The organism is Limnohabitans sp. 2KL-3 (assembly GCF_001269405.1).
GTDB lineage: Bacteria > Pseudomonadota > Gammaproteobacteria > Burkholderiales > Burkholderiaceae_C > Limnohabitans_A.
Genome location: NZ_CXON01000007.1, coordinates 38,043 through 53,969, shown reverse-complemented (window position 1 = coordinate 53,969; position 15,927 = coordinate 38,043). Strand labels below are relative to the sequence as shown.

Annotated in this window: 17 protein-coding genes; 12 read left to right on the top strand and 5 right to left on the bottom strand. The window is 53.6% G+C overall.

Going from position 1 to position 15,927, the window contains the following annotated elements; all coding sequences use genetic code 11:
- From AMM41_RS11115 to AMM41_RS11090, 6 genes are read left to right on the top strand one after another with little or no spacing between them, the layout of a single operon-like run.
- Complete coding sequence (locus AMM41_RS11115) at nt 1–267, top strand: hypothetical protein (protein ID WP_228769235.1); 267 nt, start codon at nt 1–3, stop codon at nt 265–267.
- Entirely contained in the window at nt 264–1,697 is a 1,434-nt protein-coding gene (locus AMM41_RS11110; protein ID WP_089957694.1) for a TolC family protein, read from the top strand. The genes AMM41_RS11115 and AMM41_RS11110 overlap by 4 nt, the downstream gene beginning before the upstream one ends.
- 15 nt (nt 1,698–1,712) lie before the next feature.
- Entirely contained in the window at nt 1,713–3,125 is a 1,413-nt protein-coding gene (locus AMM41_RS11105; RefSeq protein ID WP_089958022.1) for a multicopper oxidase family protein, read from the top strand.
- 22 nt (nt 3,126–3,147) lie between these two features.
- Nucleotides 3,148–3,642, top strand: a complete 495-nt coding sequence (locus tag AMM41_RS11100) for a cupredoxin domain-containing protein (protein ID WP_089957691.1) — start codon at nt 3,148–3,150, stop codon at nt 3,640–3,642.
- 26 nt (nt 3,643–3,668) lie between these two features.
- Nucleotides 3,669–4,151: a DUF411 domain-containing protein gene (locus tag AMM41_RS11095; RefSeq protein ID WP_089957688.1), complete on the top strand. Its 483-nt coding sequence runs from the start codon at nt 3,669–3,671 to the stop codon at nt 4,149–4,151.
- Between the two features lie 7 nt (nt 4,152–4,158).
- Complete coding sequence (locus AMM41_RS11090; RefSeq protein WP_089957684.1) at nt 4,159–4,503, top strand: copper-binding protein; 345 nt, start codon at nt 4,159–4,161, stop codon at nt 4,501–4,503.
- Between the two features lie 709 nt (nt 4,504–5,212).
- On the opposite strand, the gene AMM41_RS11085 is transcribed toward AMM41_RS11090, so the two are convergent.
- Nucleotides 5,213–5,956, bottom strand: coding sequence for a hypothetical protein (locus tag AMM41_RS11085; protein WP_089957680.1), 744 nt, complete (start codon nt 5,954–5,956; stop codon nt 5,213–5,215).
- Nucleotides 5,957–6,529: 573 nt separating this feature from the next.
- Between AMM41_RS11085 and istA (AMM41_RS11075) the strand changes: the two genes are divergently transcribed.
- Nucleotides 6,530–7,654: an IS21 family transposase gene (gene istA / locus AMM41_RS11075; protein WP_089957676.1), complete on the top strand. Its 1,125-nt coding sequence runs from the start codon at nt 6,530–6,532 to the stop codon at nt 7,652–7,654.
- Here istA (AMM41_RS11075) and istB (AMM41_RS11070) read toward each other — a convergent pair.
- Complete coding sequence (gene istB / locus AMM41_RS11070; RefSeq protein WP_089957672.1) at nt 7,600–8,364, bottom strand: IS21-like element helper ATPase IstB; 765 nt, start codon at nt 8,362–8,364, stop codon at nt 7,600–7,602. The genes istA (AMM41_RS11075) and istB (AMM41_RS11070) overlap by 55 nt on opposite strands.
- A complete protein-coding gene (gene istA / locus AMM41_RS11065) occupies nt 8,361–10,034 on the bottom strand; it encodes an IS21 family transposase (RefSeq protein WP_228769234.1) in 1,674 nt (557 codons plus the stop codon). Before istA (AMM41_RS11065) ends, istB (AMM41_RS11070) begins: the two co-directional genes overlap by 4 nt.
- A 320-nt stretch (nt 10,035–10,354) precedes the next feature.
- Between istA (AMM41_RS11065) and AMM41_RS11060 the strand changes: the two genes are divergently transcribed.
- The 5 genes from AMM41_RS11060 to AMM41_RS21910 all read left to right on the top strand — a co-directional run bounded on the left by AMM41_RS11060 (nt 10,355) and on the right by AMM41_RS21910 (nt 14,707).
- Nucleotides 10,355–10,687, top strand: a complete 333-nt coding sequence (locus AMM41_RS11060; RefSeq protein ID WP_194944738.1) for a hypothetical protein — start codon at nt 10,355–10,357, stop codon at nt 10,685–10,687.
- Entirely contained in the window at nt 10,684–11,538 is an 855-nt protein-coding gene (gene istB, locus AMM41_RS11055; RefSeq protein ID WP_089957666.1) for an IS21-like element helper ATPase IstB, read from the top strand. Before AMM41_RS11060 ends, istB (AMM41_RS11055) begins: the two co-directional genes overlap by 4 nt.
- Before the next feature lie 76 nt (nt 11,539–11,614).
- The gene (locus tag AMM41_RS11050; RefSeq protein WP_089957663.1) at nt 11,615–11,836 is read left to right on the top strand and encodes a hypothetical protein; all 222 of its coding nucleotides are present in this window, start codon (nt 11,615–11,617) and stop codon (nt 11,834–11,836) included.
- The gene (locus tag AMM41_RS11045; protein WP_089957660.1) at nt 11,836–12,849 is read left to right on the top strand and encodes an ATP-binding protein; all 1,014 of its coding nucleotides are present in this window, start codon (nt 11,836–11,838) and stop codon (nt 12,847–12,849) included. Before AMM41_RS11050 ends, AMM41_RS11045 begins: the two co-directional genes overlap by 1 nt.
- 4 nt (nt 12,850–12,853) lie before the next feature.
- On the top strand, nt 12,854–14,707 hold the full coding sequence (locus AMM41_RS21910; protein ID WP_194944737.1) for a hypothetical protein: 1,854 nt from the start codon (nt 12,854–12,856) through the stop codon (nt 14,705–14,707).
- Between the two features lie 223 nt (nt 14,708–14,930).
- Here AMM41_RS21910 and AMM41_RS11030 read toward each other — a convergent pair whose 3' ends face one another.
- Together AMM41_RS11030 and AMM41_RS11025 are read right to left on the bottom strand one after the other, a co-directional pair.
- A complete protein-coding gene (locus AMM41_RS11030) occupies nt 14,931–15,458 on the bottom strand; it encodes a hypothetical protein (protein WP_133239944.1) in 528 nt (175 codons plus the stop codon).
- 58 nt (nt 15,459–15,516) lie between these two features.
- The gene (locus AMM41_RS11025) at nt 15,517–15,891 is read right to left on the bottom strand and encodes a hypothetical protein (RefSeq protein WP_053176209.1); all 375 of its coding nucleotides are present in this window, start codon (nt 15,889–15,891) and stop codon (nt 15,517–15,519) included.
- Between the last annotated feature and the right edge of the window lie 36 nt (nt 15,892–15,927).

Genomic DNA, 15,927 nt, shown 5'->3' with positions numbered 1-15,927 from the left:
ATGTTAGCTGGTGTAGCCGCGGCCCAAGCCACCAGCGAGCCCGTGAAAAATCTTTCGGTGGTGGAAGTTGAGTACAAGTCTGCACTTAGTGACTTCCGCCCCTATAACGACCAGGCCATTCAGTCATGGGTCAAAGCCAACGACTTGGTAGGTCGTATTGGAGGCTGGCGCAGCTATGCCAAGGAGGTCGCGACAGGTGAGGCCCTGAAGGACGCCTCTGACGTGCCTGATACGCAATCTGGTCATCATGGGGGAGTCAAGCCATGAAGCGCATCCCAAGCACCTCGCTAGGGAAACTGGCGCTATCCGCGATCGCCTTGGCCACGCTTGCCGGTTGCGCCACTGTTAGCCTCGAACAAAACGTTGCCCGGGTGAACGAGGAGGCCAAGAGTTTTGCCGAAGGGCAGATTTCTCTCGCGCGGACTGCCGATGAGCGCGAACAGCGTGCGCAGGCGGCCCAGAAGCTGCTTCAAAACATTCTGGGTCAGCGCGAGGCGGTCCAGCTGGCGCTCGTCAACAGCCCATCGCTCCAGGCGTTGCTGGCTCAAGGTTGGGCGGAGTCCGCAGATGCGGCACAAGTGGGCACGATTGCAAACCCGGTCTTCTCCCTGGAACGCATGGTGGCCGGTGATGCGCTGGAGTTAAACCGTGCGCTTTCCTTTGGTCTGCTCGATATTCTGACCCTCCCTAGTCGCCAGGGAATCGCCAACCGTCGCATCGAAGTGGCCCATCTGCGACTGTCGAGTGATGTGGTCGACCAGGTCACCCGCGTGCGCCAGGCATGGGTCCGCGCCGTGGCTGCCCAACAGACGCTTCAGTATGCCAAGCAGGTGTATGAAAGCGCTGCAGCGAGTGCCGAACTGGCTCGCAGGATGCAGGCCATAGGCAACTTCAATCGCCTCACACGGGCTCGTGAGCAGGCCTTCTATGCGGACGCAGGGACCCGATTGGCAACAGCAACTCACCAAGTAACTGCTGCCCGCGAAGAGTTCGTACGCGTACTCGGTCTGGATGCCCAACAGGCCCAGATGCTCAAACTGCCGGACCGCTTGCCTGAACTACCCAAACAGGCGCTCGATCCGCAGGGCGTTGCGACGTTTGCTACGCGTAACCGCCTCGACATCCGTCTTGCCCAAAGCACACTGGATGCTTCCGCCAGAGCCCAGGGTTTGAACATGGTCACCAGCATCACCGACATTGAACTGAGGGCCATGCGCAACACCAGCACGAACAGCGTGGCGGGTGAGCGCAGCGTAGCGCGAGGGTATGAAATCGCGGTACGCCTGCCCATCTTTGATTGGGGGGGCATGCAGCGCGATGCCATGAACGCACGCACCTTGGCCGCAGCCAATCAGCTTGAGGCGACCGTCCGCTCGGCGGGTTCAAGCTTGCGAGAAAGCTACTCATCCTATCGCACGGCTTATGACATTGCACGGCACAACCGGGACGAGGTGATACCGCTTCGTAAGGTGATCTCAGAAGAGAACCAACTGCGCTACAACGGAATGATCATCGGCATCTTCGAGTTGCTGGCGGACTCACGTGATCAGGTCTCTACGGTCATGGCTGCGATCGGAGCCGAGCAGCAGTTTTGGCTAGCGGATGCCGCGCTACAAGCCTCACTGGTCGGGCGACCGATGAACACTCCGCTGGCAGCCATGCCCAGTGCGCCAGCCGGTGGCGCTGCGCCTCATTGAATGAAAGATACAACGATGACTTCCAGAAGAGACTTTTTTAAGTACGCCGGGATTGCTGGTGGTGCCGTGGCCGCCAGCGCGGTCAGCCGCGTGGCGATGGCCGCTCTGCCTGAGCCTGTAATACAGACCAGCCCTAACACCATGGCGCCGCTTGTCCCCAACAGCGGACGCGCCTACAACCCGGTGGTGACGCTGAATGGATGGACTTTGCCATGGCGCATGAATCAAGGCGTCAAGGAATTTCACCTGGTCGCCGAACCAGTAGTGCGGGAAATGGCCCCTGGCTTTAAAGCCCATCTCTGGGGCTACAACGGCCAGAGCCCGGGGCCCACGATTGAAGTGGTCGAGGGCGATCGCGTACGGATCTTCGTGACCAACAAGCTGCCAGAGCATACCTCCATTCACTGGCACGGGCAGCGCCTGCCCAACGGCATGGACGGTGTGGCCGGACTGAACCAGCCGGCTATTCCCTCCGGCAAGACGTTTGTTTACGAGTTCGTCGCGCGCCGGCCTGGCACCTTCATGTACCACCCGCATGCTGATGAGATGACACAGATGGCCATGGGCATGATGGGCTTTTGGGTGACCCATCCTAAGGTCAAGAATGATCTGATTGATGAGGTCCAGCGAGACTTCTGCTTCCTACTCAACGCCTATGACATCGATCCGGGCAGCTACACCCCCAAGATCATGACAATGCTGGACTTCAACCTGTGGAGCTGGAATAGCCGGATATTTCCAGGCATTGACAGCCTCAATGTTCGCCTGAACGACAAGGTGCGTATTCGCATTGGCAATCTGACGATGACGAATCACCCCATACATTTGCACGGCCATGAGTTCCTCGTCACTGGTACGGACGGTGGCCCGACACCCAAGAGCACCCGCTGGCATGAAGTGACGACCGATGTGGCCGTCGGTCAGATGCGACAGATCGAGTTTCTGGCAGATGAGGAAGGGGACTGGGCCTTCCACTGTCACAAAAGCCATCACACCATGAACGCCATGGGCCATAACGTTCCGACATTGATTGGTGTGGATCACCGTGGCATCGCCAAGAAGATCAATAACCTGATTCCAGACTACATGGTCATGGGTGAGCGTGGTATGGCCGACATGACTGAGATGGAAATGCCCATCCCTGACAACACCGCTGCGATGATGACTGGCCAAGGCCCCTTCGGATCGGTCGAAATGGGTGGCATGTTCAGCGTTCTGAAGGTCCGCCGTAATCAAAAGCCGGGGGACTACAAGGACCCGGGTTGGTACAAGCATCCCGAAGGCACGGTAGCCCATGAGTACACCGGGCCGTTGACTGAACCAGCGCGCTTCAAGGCGGAGGGTGGGCAGTCCATGCCTCGCGCCCAGATGCCCGCCAAGACGACCGAAGTCAAGGTGCGCAAGCCCTCATCACATAGCAATCACTGAATTTTTTTTCCGGAGTTAACGAATGAAACCCAAGCACATCACTTCTCGCCAAATCTTTGTTTTGGTTGCTCTGACCCTGTCAGCGTCGGCTTTTGCGGCTGGAAAGCACGCCGGTGGGCATGGCCATGCTGACGAGGAAACCGCAATTGGCAAACCAGGTGTTGCCTCCAAGGTAACGCAGACCATCAATGTCGATATGACGGATAACATGCGTTACACACCCTCATCTATTCAGGTCAAGCAAGGAGAGACGGTCCGCTTTGTTGTCAAGAATCAAGGAAAGGTCAAGCACGAATTGAGTCTGGGCACCCAGAAGGAATTGCTCGAGCATCTGGAGCAGATGAAAAAATTCCCAGATATGGAACATGACGAACCTGGCAAAGTGACACTATCTCCAGGACAGCAAGGCGAAATTGTTTGGCAATTCACGAAGACTGGAACCGTAAATTTTGCCTGCTTGATGCCAGGCCACTACGAAGCTGGGATGAAGGGCGCGATCAAGGTTGGCAAGAAGTAATTTCATTACAGGATAGGGCTGCTGAAATGACTGACAAAAACAGTTCAAAAAATTCAACGAGGCGGTTGCTATTGTTGGGAATAGCTTCAATGTGCTCGTCCTCAATTGCTATTGCAGCCAGCCCAAACGCTATAGCTATACAAGTCTGGAAAGACCCTAACTGTGGCTGTTGCAAAGACTGGATTATTCATTTAGAAAAGAATAATTTTTCTTTGAAAGTAAACGATCAAGGTAATAACGCAGCGCGGGCTCGACTGGGTATGCCTCAAAAGTTCGCTTCATGTCATACAGCTCTGGTCGGTGGATATGTGATTGAGGGGCATGTGCCAGCCGAAGACATTCAACGTTTACTCAAAGAAAAACCACAAGCGTTAGGTCTTGCCGTTCCGGGGATGCCTATCGGATCTCCTGGAATGGACGGTCCTGTCTACGGCGCAAGGCGTGACGCGTATCAAGTCTTGCTAATCCAAAAAGACGGATCATCAAAAGTTTTTAACTCTTACTCATGAGGAAAATATGAAAAATATTCAAACGAAAATTGCAATTGCACTATTGACCATTGGTGCGGCTCTTCCCTTAAGCAGTTTTTCCCAAGCTGTCATGGATCACAGCAAGATGAACATGTCTCAAATGACGCCGTCTTTAACCGACGGAGAGGTCAAGAAAATTGATCTCGAAACTGGCAAGGTCACGATCAAACACGGCGAAATCAAACATATGGATATGCCGGGAATGACAATGGTATTTACTGCTAAAGATAAGAGTTTATTGACCAGCATCAAGCCAGGCGAAAAAATTAAGTTTATGGTGATCAATGAAGGTGGCAAGATGATCGTCACTGACATCCAGCTAGTTCAGTAAGAAAACGTCGCTGCATCGAAAATGTGCAGGGCTCCCTGTTCATTGGGCGTCATAGCCTGTTGTGCAAATTGGCCCATGCATCAATGGATCCTATCCGTCAGCACTGGATAGGATGTGTGGTAGCGGTCATTGGCCTATGACCGAACTGACCGGCTGCCGAGCCTGATGGTTAAAGATCGACCGACCGCTACTGGCAGAAAGCCCACAAATGACTGCGGGACACGACCGGCAGCAACCGCTACAAACAAGTCAACGTCTTAAAAGATGTGACCGGCTGCAATGGGTCGGAAGCTGACTGACAAAATTTGTGTTGCGAAATAGGAATTTGACATTAAATGCGGGGGGGGGGGCTACCGTCCAACCCATGGAAGAGTTAGTGTTAAAGCCATTGATCTCATTGACTGTCCACTGACACTAATTTTGGAACCCACACACGCAGAAACACGTTTAAGAATGGCTGAGGCACAACGCGGCAAACCAATCTGGGAGACGTGGGTTGACCGGGCTGGGCCTGTCAAGCTCTTGAAACGAGCCGACTATGGTCAGACTGCTTTTGGCTGGGGTGGGAGCAACGGCCCTTGAAGAAAGACGGCGGTAATGGGGGCCTCGCTGGTTGAAAACCAGGTTGACCAAGGTCGGTCCAGAGAAAAACCATTGACCAGATGCCCAAGTTTCAGATGTCGGTTTGATTTGATGTGCGACCAAGGGGTCATCGATTGATCTCACGGGAGAAGATGACCACTTCCATTCGCCATTCAGGGGATGGGTAGATCCAGTGTTTGCACTTGAGATCAATTTCATGGAATAGATCGAGTGCGATAGGCGCAATCTCTGGCAACACCTTCACCCAAGACTGGCAATGGTGGTAAGCGTTAAGCGCCAACTCTCGTAACTCTTGAGAGGAAATCAATTCTGATTTTTTGACGAGCAAGATGAGCGCAACCAACGCTTCAAATGTTCCGATTTCTGCCAACCGATAGGCCGTTTTTTCATCAAATTTCTGGAAACGATCTGGTTGCGGGATGGCCTGAAGCATTGGAGGTGCTGAAACCATCAGGAGATCCGTGATAGCAGGGGCTAATGCTTTCAGCTGATCGTCAATCCATCTCTGATTGAGCTGATCCCCACGCAACACAGCCCAAATAGGCGAATCAAAGTAGGACGCAGTACCGGGATAGTTTTGATCGGCAATATCAACTGAATATGGCTTGCCGACCATTCTTCGCGGGACACGCAAACCCGTTTGATAGCCATCCCATTTACGCGGGCGTACCACCCCTGCCTCTTTGTGTTTAACGATGGACGGCTCTATTGCCAACTCAATGGCGTAGGCACTTGGCAAACCCGACCTGGCTTTGACGGCATAAAACCAGACCTTCGTGCGCAAGACATCAATCGGATTTCGCTTGGGGCGACCCGGCTTTGGCGGTTGCAAAAAGGTGGGCATGGTCATGGTGTACAGAAACTCCGATTATCCGTTCGGGTTCCACAATTGCTAACTTTCGGAAACACTGCGTGACAACCGTAGAGAGACCCGAACAAATGACCACGAGTTCATGCGAGCCAGGCACCTTGGCTGAAAAATTGAAAACAGAAATGGAGCAAACCCATGGCCCACTGCTGGGAGGCCTGCGGTTGGCCAACGCTCTGGGACACGCCAGTGTGGCGGGGCTAAGACAAGCCAGATACCGTGGTCAAGTCGCCGTAACGCTGTTCACGTTGCCACATCGACGAGGTTTTTATGCACTCACCAGAGATGTCGCCCACTGGCTTGCGCAGGCACGGATCACGTCTAGCACTGAATAAAACGAGGAGGAAAAAACCAGAACGACGCTAAATCTAGCCACCCAGAAACGCAAAAGCCCGAGGCGGACACCTCGGGCCTAGCGTCCGACCGAAGCCGAATCAAGTAGTACCTTGTGGGTTGGAGTATCGGTCGAGCATCCCCTCATGTCAAGTGGGCGGGAGTGGGTTAACTCACCCCGAGTGCATGCCTCCTGCACTCGTTTGACCAAAGGAGCAGCCCATGAGGCTACCCGTTCATTTGCAGCGTGACATTGCACGCCAGCACTTTTATGACCCGACGTTGGCTCACCGAGCAATTTCAAGAACAACAGGGACGCACCACGACACGATCCGAAAATTTCGACAGCAAGTGGATGCCTCTGGCTTGAGTTGGCAAGAGCTTTCGCCGTTAGATGATGATGCCTGGCGGGCAGCACTTGGAACCCAAGATCGATCTATTGCGCAACTCAAGACGCATCCAGATTGTGAATTGATTCATGCCGAAATGCGGCGACCCGACGCAACTCTGGAGCGTCTTTGGCGAGAGTGGCGCGAGACCACCCCCGACGGGGTGGGCTACTCACAATTTGCCATGCTCTATAGAGCTTGGACAAAAAATCAACATGTGGTGATGCGACGCACGCACCGACCAGGTGAAAAGCTGTTTGTGGATTTTGCGGGCCGGACCGTTGAAATCCGAGATCAAAACGGTGGCCCATCGACCTTTGCTCAAATCTTTGTGGCTGTGCTTGGGTACTCAAACTACACGTACATCGAAGCTACGGCGAGTCAGACCACCAAAGACTGGCTGAAATGTCACGCTAATTGTTTCGAGGCTCTGGGTGGTGTGCCAGAGTGGGTCGTCAGCGACAACCTTAAAGCGGCCGTTTGGCGGCGTGAACGGGATCGAACGGTGATCAACCCCGCCTACAGAGATTGCCTGAGCCATTACGACACGGCACCTTTACCAACGGGGGCACGAAAACCCAAACACAAAGCCAAGGCTGAAGTGGGAGTGCAAATCGCTCAACGATGGGCTTTGTTTTCACTTCGTGATCGCATTTTCTTCAGCCTTGCCGAGTTGAATGCAGAACTCCGGATCAAGGCCGAAGAAATGAATCGCCATCCATTTAAACGGCTCCCTGGCTGTCGATTGGATCGCTTTTTGGAAACAGAAAAAGCGAGCCTCAAGCCATTGCCTGGAACGGCATTTGAATTGAGTGATTGGCGATATAGCGTCAGGGCCCTGATGGCCAGTCCAAATTCCCCCACCCGTGGCCACCCCAAATTCCCCCAGGCAGCGCCGTCAGATTATGACGTTTCCGGATTCACGACCAAGCGAGCAGCCGCCTCCTTGAGCCTGTAGCTCTTGCCCTCAAACTCCAGCATCGCGCAGCGGTGCATCAACCTATCCAGGATCGTGCTGGCCATCGTGGCATCCCCCAAATACTTGCCCCAGTCCTGCACCACCCGGTTTGATGTAACCACCAACGCTCGGCGCAGCTTGTAGCGCTGGTGCACGATGGCCTGCAATGCCTCTGCTGCCTCCGCCGTGATTCGCCTGGCCAGAAACAAATCGTCCACGATCAACAAATCCGGCTTGACCCACTCCCGCAGCAAATTCGCCCTGTCTTGGCTACCCGCCAGCGCATACCGCGCAAACTCGGTGTCCGCCTCCAGATACCGCACGTCATAGCCCTGCAGCGTGGCCTGGTACGCCAGCGCCTTGGCCACATGGCTCTTGCCCGTGCCCGGTTTGCCCACAATCAAGGCATTGGCCCCTTCGGTGATGAACTTCAAGGTGTGCAACTCAAAGCACGCCGCCCGGGGTATCTTGGGGTTAAAGCGCCAGTCCAAGTCCGCCAACGAGGCCTTCTCATCGAGCCCTGAACGCTTGTAGCGGCGATCGAGCAGCACCGATCGGCGCCGCTCCAGCTCGTCTTGCAGCAACGCGGCGAAGGTCTCCAAGAATGACTCCTGGCTGGCCTGGGCCTGCATCGCTCGGGTGGAAAGGGTTTGCTGCATGCCCGACAGTCGCAGCTGGCGCAAAGCGTTGTCGATCTCAGTCATGTTCATGCCTGACCTCCTTGGGCCGCATCCATGGCACGGCTCACGGCCGCACCGGCCACCATGGCCGCATGGGTGAACAAATCCGCGTACTCGTCTCCTTGACGAATGAGAGCATGCTGCTGTGCCAGAGGGTCTGATTGAACGAGGTCACCACCGCTGCCACCACCGTCATGGCCATCGTTTGCGGCCTCGTCCATGGCCGCCATGGCGCTGGCAAACAAGCGCTCGCTCAAGGTTTTGACATGGTTGTAGCTGTAGACCCCTTGCTCCAGGGCTTGGGCGCAGGCGCTGTCAATGCAGACCGCCGGGTAGCGTTTGGCCAAACCCACAATGCCCCAGAGCTTTCTTTGACCCACCCGACCTTCGGCCGCAAACATCAGCTCACACAGGCGGCTGGCGTGCTCGCCAATTTCTTTGGCCTGGCCAAGGATCAACCGCGTCTCGCGTGATGGGTTGAACACCCGCTCATCCGCAGGCAGCACCACCGAGCCTGGCTGCTCGGCTTTGGCATGTGTGCGCAGCAAAGCGCCTTGCACATCCCGGATCTCGACGCGCCGCTCAAAGATGCGCACCAGCACTTTGGAGCCGATGGCCGCAGGGCGTGCGGCGTAGCTGCTGTGGTCGACCCGCACGCAGCTGTCATCGCACACGGTGCGCACCCCTTGTGTGAAGTACTGCATGCCCAACAGGGGTAAGGGCTTGAGGTGAGCTCGTTCGGCCTCGAACATGGCCTGCACTTGTTGGCGCTCTGTGCCGTGGATGCGCTTGGAGGCCCAGTTCGTCTCCCAATGCTCCAGGTGCTCGTTCTGGGCCTCGATCGATTCAAAGCGTTTGCCCTTCAAGGCGGTGGCCTGGGTGTGGCCGATGGCGTGCTCCACCGTGCCCTTGCGGTTGGGGTCGCGCACGCGGGCGGGGTCGGCCACCACGCTGTAGTGGTCCAGCATGGCCGCATACACGGGGTTGAGTTCGGGCTCGTACAAATCGGGTCTGAGCACGCCCTCCTTGAGGTTGTCCAGCACCACGTACTGGGGGCAGCCGCCGAAGTAGCGAAACGCCTGCTCGTGCAACTGGGCCCAAACATGCTGGCTGGACTTCCAGACCACCCGGCGAAAGCTGCGCCGTGAGTGACGCAATGTGGCGACAAATAAACGGGGCTTCTTGTAGCGATCGGTGCCGGGCACCAAGGTCGGTGCACCCTCGCCGTAGTCGACCTGCATCTCTTCGCCCGGCAAGAAGGACAGGCGATCAAACTGTTCGGGTGCCTTCTTGCGCAAGGCACGCACAAAGCGTTTGACGCTGTTGTAGGCCCCGGTAAAGCCGTGGGCATCGACCAAGTCTTGGTAGATGCCCATGGCGTTGCGGCGCAAAAGCAACTGGGCCTGGATGAAGTCGCGGTGGACTTCGCACAGGCTGGCGGAAGTGGAAACTGGAGCCGGTGGCCAGGGTGGGGGAATTTGAGTGGCCACGGCCTCAGAGCCGGTGGCCACCCCGGGGGAATTTGCGGGGTCAAGCAGCCAGCGCTGGTGGTAGCTGCGAATGGTTTTGCGGTCGATGCCGGTGATGCGGGCAATCTCTCGCTGGGGAGTATTGCGCTCCAGCAGCGTGATGACGGTGGCGCGTTGGTTGGGTTTCAAGACATTCACTCCTTGGCCTTCCTTCGAGGAAGGCCAGAACATGCGTCCTGCCAACAGGTGCCGACGGTGTCGGCGTTGAGACCCTGTCCCCGATCAATTCAGGTGGGGGAGTTTGAGGTGGCCATAAGTGGGGGAATTTAGGTGGCCATCAGGGCAGGGTACAGGATGACTATCACGTCGAACATCAAAGACGCTTCTATTCAGTGCCTCACACGCTTGCACGAGAAAGCGTGGACCTCAGGTTTACAGCCACTGTGATTGAAATTTTCCACCGAGGTCGAAGGGTTGCCCTTCACCCTTTGATTGAGATACAAGGAAATGCCAGAACGATACCAGAGCATCGGCCCGTCATACACAGCCGAGTGCTTGATGCCGAACCTCGGGCATTGTTGGCATGGGCGATGAACGTCGGCGGCAATGTGGAGTTGATGATTCGGCATCAACTTGAAAACCGAAGCGACATCACAAACGGCGTCAAAGCTGCACGACGAATGCGTGATCTCGCAAGGGACTACGGTGAGGCCCGATTTGAAGAGGTCTGCGCCTACGCGATGCCATTGAATATCACCTCACTTCGCAGCATCACATCCATCCTCAAAGAGGATGCAGACAAACGTTTTTCTATCACTCAAGCACCCAAAGTCAAAATCATTGGTGAATTGCGTGGTCCTAGTTATTTTGGAGAATCAGCATGAGCAGCACGCAACAAACCATCGCTCGCCTTCGAGAGCTCAAGCTCGTTCCAATGGCTGATGCTTACGACATGCAGCTTCAGCAACCCAAATTGCATGATGTCAGTTTTGATGATCGCTTTGCAATGCTTGTTGATCACGAGGCATCCGAGCGAGAGGGCCGAAAGTTGAAGCGTTTTATCCGAGGCGCAGGGATGCCTGAATTGGCTTCATTTGAGGATGTGGAATACAAGGTAAACCGTGGACTAGACAAGGCACAGTTGGCATCTTTGGCAAGCTGTGATTGGATAAGGCGTCAGCAAAATCTGATCATCCAAGGCGCTACGGGTGTTGGTAAGACGTGGCTTGCGTGTGCATTTGGCCAGCAGGCGTGCAGGCTAAAAATGCCAGTCCTGTTCTATCGCGCCAGTGATCTTTATGGGGCAATCACAGAGTCATTGCTTGATGGCTCATTGCCCGCTCTGAAGCTGTCATTGAGCAAACCAAGTATGTTGATACTTGACGATCTGGGTTTGGGTGAGATGAATCAACATGCGTCGCAGTTCTTGCTTGATGTGATTGATCGGCGAATGCGCACAGGATCATTGCTCATTACAACGCAATACCCAACTGACCAATGGCATGGGTTCTTTCCTGATCCCACGTTGGCTGATGCGATATTGGATCGCGTGGTGCATCAATCGCATCGGTTATCTCTGAAAGGGGAGTCCATGCGTAAACAATGGCTCGCAAAAAAATGCAATCCAGCTGATAGTCTGAGTAGTCAGATTGACCATGTCAGTCTGACTACTATCTGGTCAAATCGCCATACTTTTTTCTTTGGTCAACTTGCTGGACTGAGTGGTCAGCTTTGACTGGAATTGATGGTCACGAGGGATTGGAGCGGATGGTCAATAGGTTCTGGAATACGCACTGCAGGCGCGACGAATCATGATGACCAGCACTCAAGCGCTGGATGAAATGAAAGAGCCGAACTTTTCGGTGCCAGACGTCATGGGTGAAATCAACCGTCAGGCCATGCCCGAAGAGCTGACCAAGGTCTCCGGAGCATCCAAGAAAACGAAGGGCACCTCACCGCCACCTGAGCCGAAACCCAAATCTGCAAGCCAGAGCGCTCCACTTCCCAAGATGCGCATGGCAAAGACCTGGTGATGGAAAACTCAGACTTTCAGCTCGTTCCAGAGCACATCCCCAAAGACCATCCCCTGGTCACGAGAGATTACTCGTTGTTCACCCCCGCCATTGAAAAAATGGTGAGCACCATCGGACGATGGCTGGACGATCAATTTGATGGTGCCACCATTTATGGGGCCTCTCGACTGGGTAAATCTAGCGCTGTGGATAACTGGCTCGAAGGCTTGCTTGCTGCCAGGTATGGAGGATTCATACCGATGGTGATCTGGAGTCATACCGAATCGGGCGGTGCCAGCGCATCCGGGCGGTTTTATGCAAATTTGCTGGAAGCAGCCAAGCATCGGTTGGCCAGATCAACCCGTAGCCCAACGGAACGCTTGGGAATGCTCGTGGACCGTTTTGAACAATTGTCAGCACAGGCGGGCGGACGTTTTGTTGTACTTGTGATTGACGAAGCACAAGGCATGACGATGCGCGAGTGGTTGTGGCTTGTCGAGCTGCACAGCATGCTGGAGAAAAAGAGGATTCGGTTGTGTGTGATTTCCATCGCTTCTGTTCAATTTCGGGATGACCCGATCAATCTCGCCATGGCTGGCGGTGCACATGTCGCTGCGAGGTTCTTGCTTACCGCTGCCAGGTTTCATGGCATTTGCGATGAGGCGCAATTGGGGTACGTGATGTCCGGGTATGACGAAGGCTCTGAATGGCCTGTTGGATCGGGCATTTCTTTTACTGCCAGCATCATCCCTGAGCTTTGGAGCAATGGATTTCGCCTTGCCAGTTATGCGGCACCACTTTGGGAAGAGTTCATCAACCAATTGCCGCATCGCTATGACGGGCCGCATGAAATTCCAATGAACACCATCTCTGTGGTGTGCAGACGGATTCTCCTTTTGCTGGCGTCTGGACGAGCGGTGTCTGATGTGCTGTCAAAAAAATCCATCAGTGAAATCGTCGAGCATTCTGGCCATGGTGCCCTGATGGCGATTATTTCAGCGGGGGCACCAAGGGGACGAACACCAAAGGGGTAAGCGCATGACAACTCTGACATGGAAGCCAGGCACGCTGTTGCCCTACACGTCACTTTGGCTGACATTGAGAAAACTGGCCCACTTGAACAAACTCAGAATTTCTGACTTTCCACTGAGTGAAAGTTTTTCACCCAGGGCGAAACGTGCGCAGAGTCAAAGCCGTTCGGTTCAAAATGTTGATCTTCGGGTTTTGGCTCGACTGATGGGTGAGCCAGTTCAATTTTTTTCATTTTGTGATCATCGATTCATTCCATACTGCTGGCAATTCTTGTTCACACCCCAAAACGGCTACTGCCCAAAGTGCTTGGAGTTGGGGTATCACACCAGACTTTTTTCACTGAAATTGCTCAATCAGTGCCCGATCCACGAGGAGCCTCTGCACGTCGAATGTTCGTGCATGAAGAACGATGGAGAGCGTGTTGATGCCATGTCTCTTGCTTATCCAAATACCTGCCAATGTTCAAGCCTGAAGTATTTCGATCCAGCGCGCTTGCACGGAAACGATCATCGTTTGATCGACACCGAAAAACTCAAGCCTCTTGCCGATTGGTTGACGTCGTTGAGCGCCATTTATGTGGCCTCGTACATGAACAGAAAATTTGATGCTTTGAACGAGGAAGAATGGCTCATTCGACTCAAAGAATTGTGTGAAATCCAAGCTATCGCATATCCGAATGCATTGATCAAATATGAAACACCTAATTACCGTTACGCCTACAGAACTAAGAGTATTGAATTTCGAGAGCTACCAAATAAACCTCGGCTGGGATTCGAGCAGGGTGGTCACACTGATTTTTGGAGAATGAGTTTTGTACCAACAGATGTCTACAAATCTGTAGCGCGGTATTTGCGTCGGCACGTGGTTCCGCGATCTGATTATTGGGTGTGGCAATTCAGAAAGTGCATAACGCCAGAGGCGATTGCGGCACTGCTGCGATCCAACCGGCAAGCCCGTCTGGCATTCATAGAGCTGATTTGGGCCAGAACCGTTGAGCCGACGGGGGACATAAGGCGCTGGGATGAACGTAAGAAATTCCCCCCAGAAGTAGGGTGGTACAGATGCAAATTTTCAGAGTTCTTGGGCGAGGCGTCCGTTGGATTTGAGCAGTACCTTCAGAGAGCATCAAAAACCGAATATTCATCATGGGTCCAAAGTCACGTCTTTGGCCTTTACTGCCTGGCAGTTTGGAAAGAAGCAGAGCGATTTGTTGAATACAAGATCGGACAGGGACGATGCACTTGGTCAACCGATGACATTCGTCAATTGAACCTTTTCCAGATCACAGTGACCCGGCCTACTGCACGAAGTCTGGAGTTCACAAGCTATGTGGATGAGCCATTGGCATTGACACGAAAAATCGGACGAAGCAAATCACAAAGAGTTTTGGATCATGACAACCTTGCCCAAGCGATGAAAGAAAAGTGTGGGTCAGGTCTTTGTTTGACTTGGTCCGAGCGTGATGGTTGGCACACAGCGCCAAGTGTTGAACTCTGTGATGGTTGGAAAATCCACCATGTGTCCATCGCTCCCAGACGACGAATTAAATCAATCCTGGTCTACTCAGGAGGGTACTTTTACCTACGGTTGGTTGACTACAAAATTCAAGTCTTTTCAGTCCGAACATCCGACCTGTTCGGTTTTATGCGCCTGCAATTTGCTCAATTTTGCAAGATGAACAACCTCTCGCTCTCCAACGATGAGCATAATTTTGCTCACCCTTTGAAGGCTATTTCGAGTCCGGTATGTAGGAGTTTTGATCAATATAAATATTTATGTGAACGTGAAATTGATCGGCATGGATTTTGCGCATCAGATCGTCGTATCGAAGCCTTTCGGTTGAACGGGTTGGTCTCATAGCGAAATGATTTCGTTGAAATATGGCCAATTCAGACCCGGTCATCTATCACTGCCTTGAGGGTGAGGTAGAGGCCATAAGCGGACGATAAGGATATTGCATCAACCTGAGCTTCAGGCTGATTGCAGGCGTTTGTGAAACCAAGCGTGTTGAGTGTTTGCGCCATGAACGTCACTGCCACTCCCACCGCCAATGACAAACAGTCATGGCGGGGGCCCCAGAACATCAAAGCAAAGTGATGTCTTTGATCAAACGGGAACGCAGTGCGCGCCGTTTGAGTTGATCAACTGAGTCATCTGTCCACCAATGTGAAGAGTTGCCCCAGATCCAATCGGTACCCGTAATCCCTAGTAACTGAACTTCCCCCTTCGTACCTGAAATTGTTCGATCAAAGGTCTTGCCTCCAACATTGAAGGTGATTTGATGAGTCCCCTCTTTTAATCGCAGGCGAATCATGGAGTTTGGAACAGTCTCCATCGCTGCGCCACCATCCACAGAAATGTCCAACGGATGATGTCCGTCGCCCCAATAACGCACGACGTAAACCGTCAGAGCTTCAGGCACTGAGGCAAACAACTTTGCTTCATCATCTTTGGCAATGCTGGGTGCAGGATCTTTGGTGCAGTAAGCATTTCTTCCTCGATCCGTATGGCAATGCGGCTTCTCAGCGATTCGATCAACCGGTGAAGCGCAGCCCGCGATGCCAAGTACGCAAGCTGAGACGACGATTGTTTTAGTAATCCAAGTTTTCATAATATTTTCCCAAAATTGATCCACCATTTGTGGCAAAAACAAGTAAGTTGTAAACGCCTCATTTCAGAACAAAACGTGCAGAAGTGGTTTTCCCAGCTGAACTGAATTGAGCAACAACCTTTGTCCCAGGAGCTACCTTGAAGCTACCTTTGGCTTCAAGCTTGTCGCCTGTTGGTTTCAACTCAACTTCTTGCTTGTCAGCGCCAGAAAGCAGTGTGACTTTTGCCGTCGTTTTACTCACGTCAACGGGTTTGCCATGGTCACGCACGAACAACTGCAGCACATCAGGTTTGGCGACCAGTTCGTAGTCAACATCCTTGACGGTGGTCAAAACACCACCTTGCATGGGTTTGTGATCCGCATCGTGTGGCCCTGCCCATGCGAGTCCGCTGAGAAAAAGCGACGATGTGATCAAGAGCGTATGGAATTTCATGAGATGTCCTTTTGAGGTTTTGGTTGAGGTTGAAGA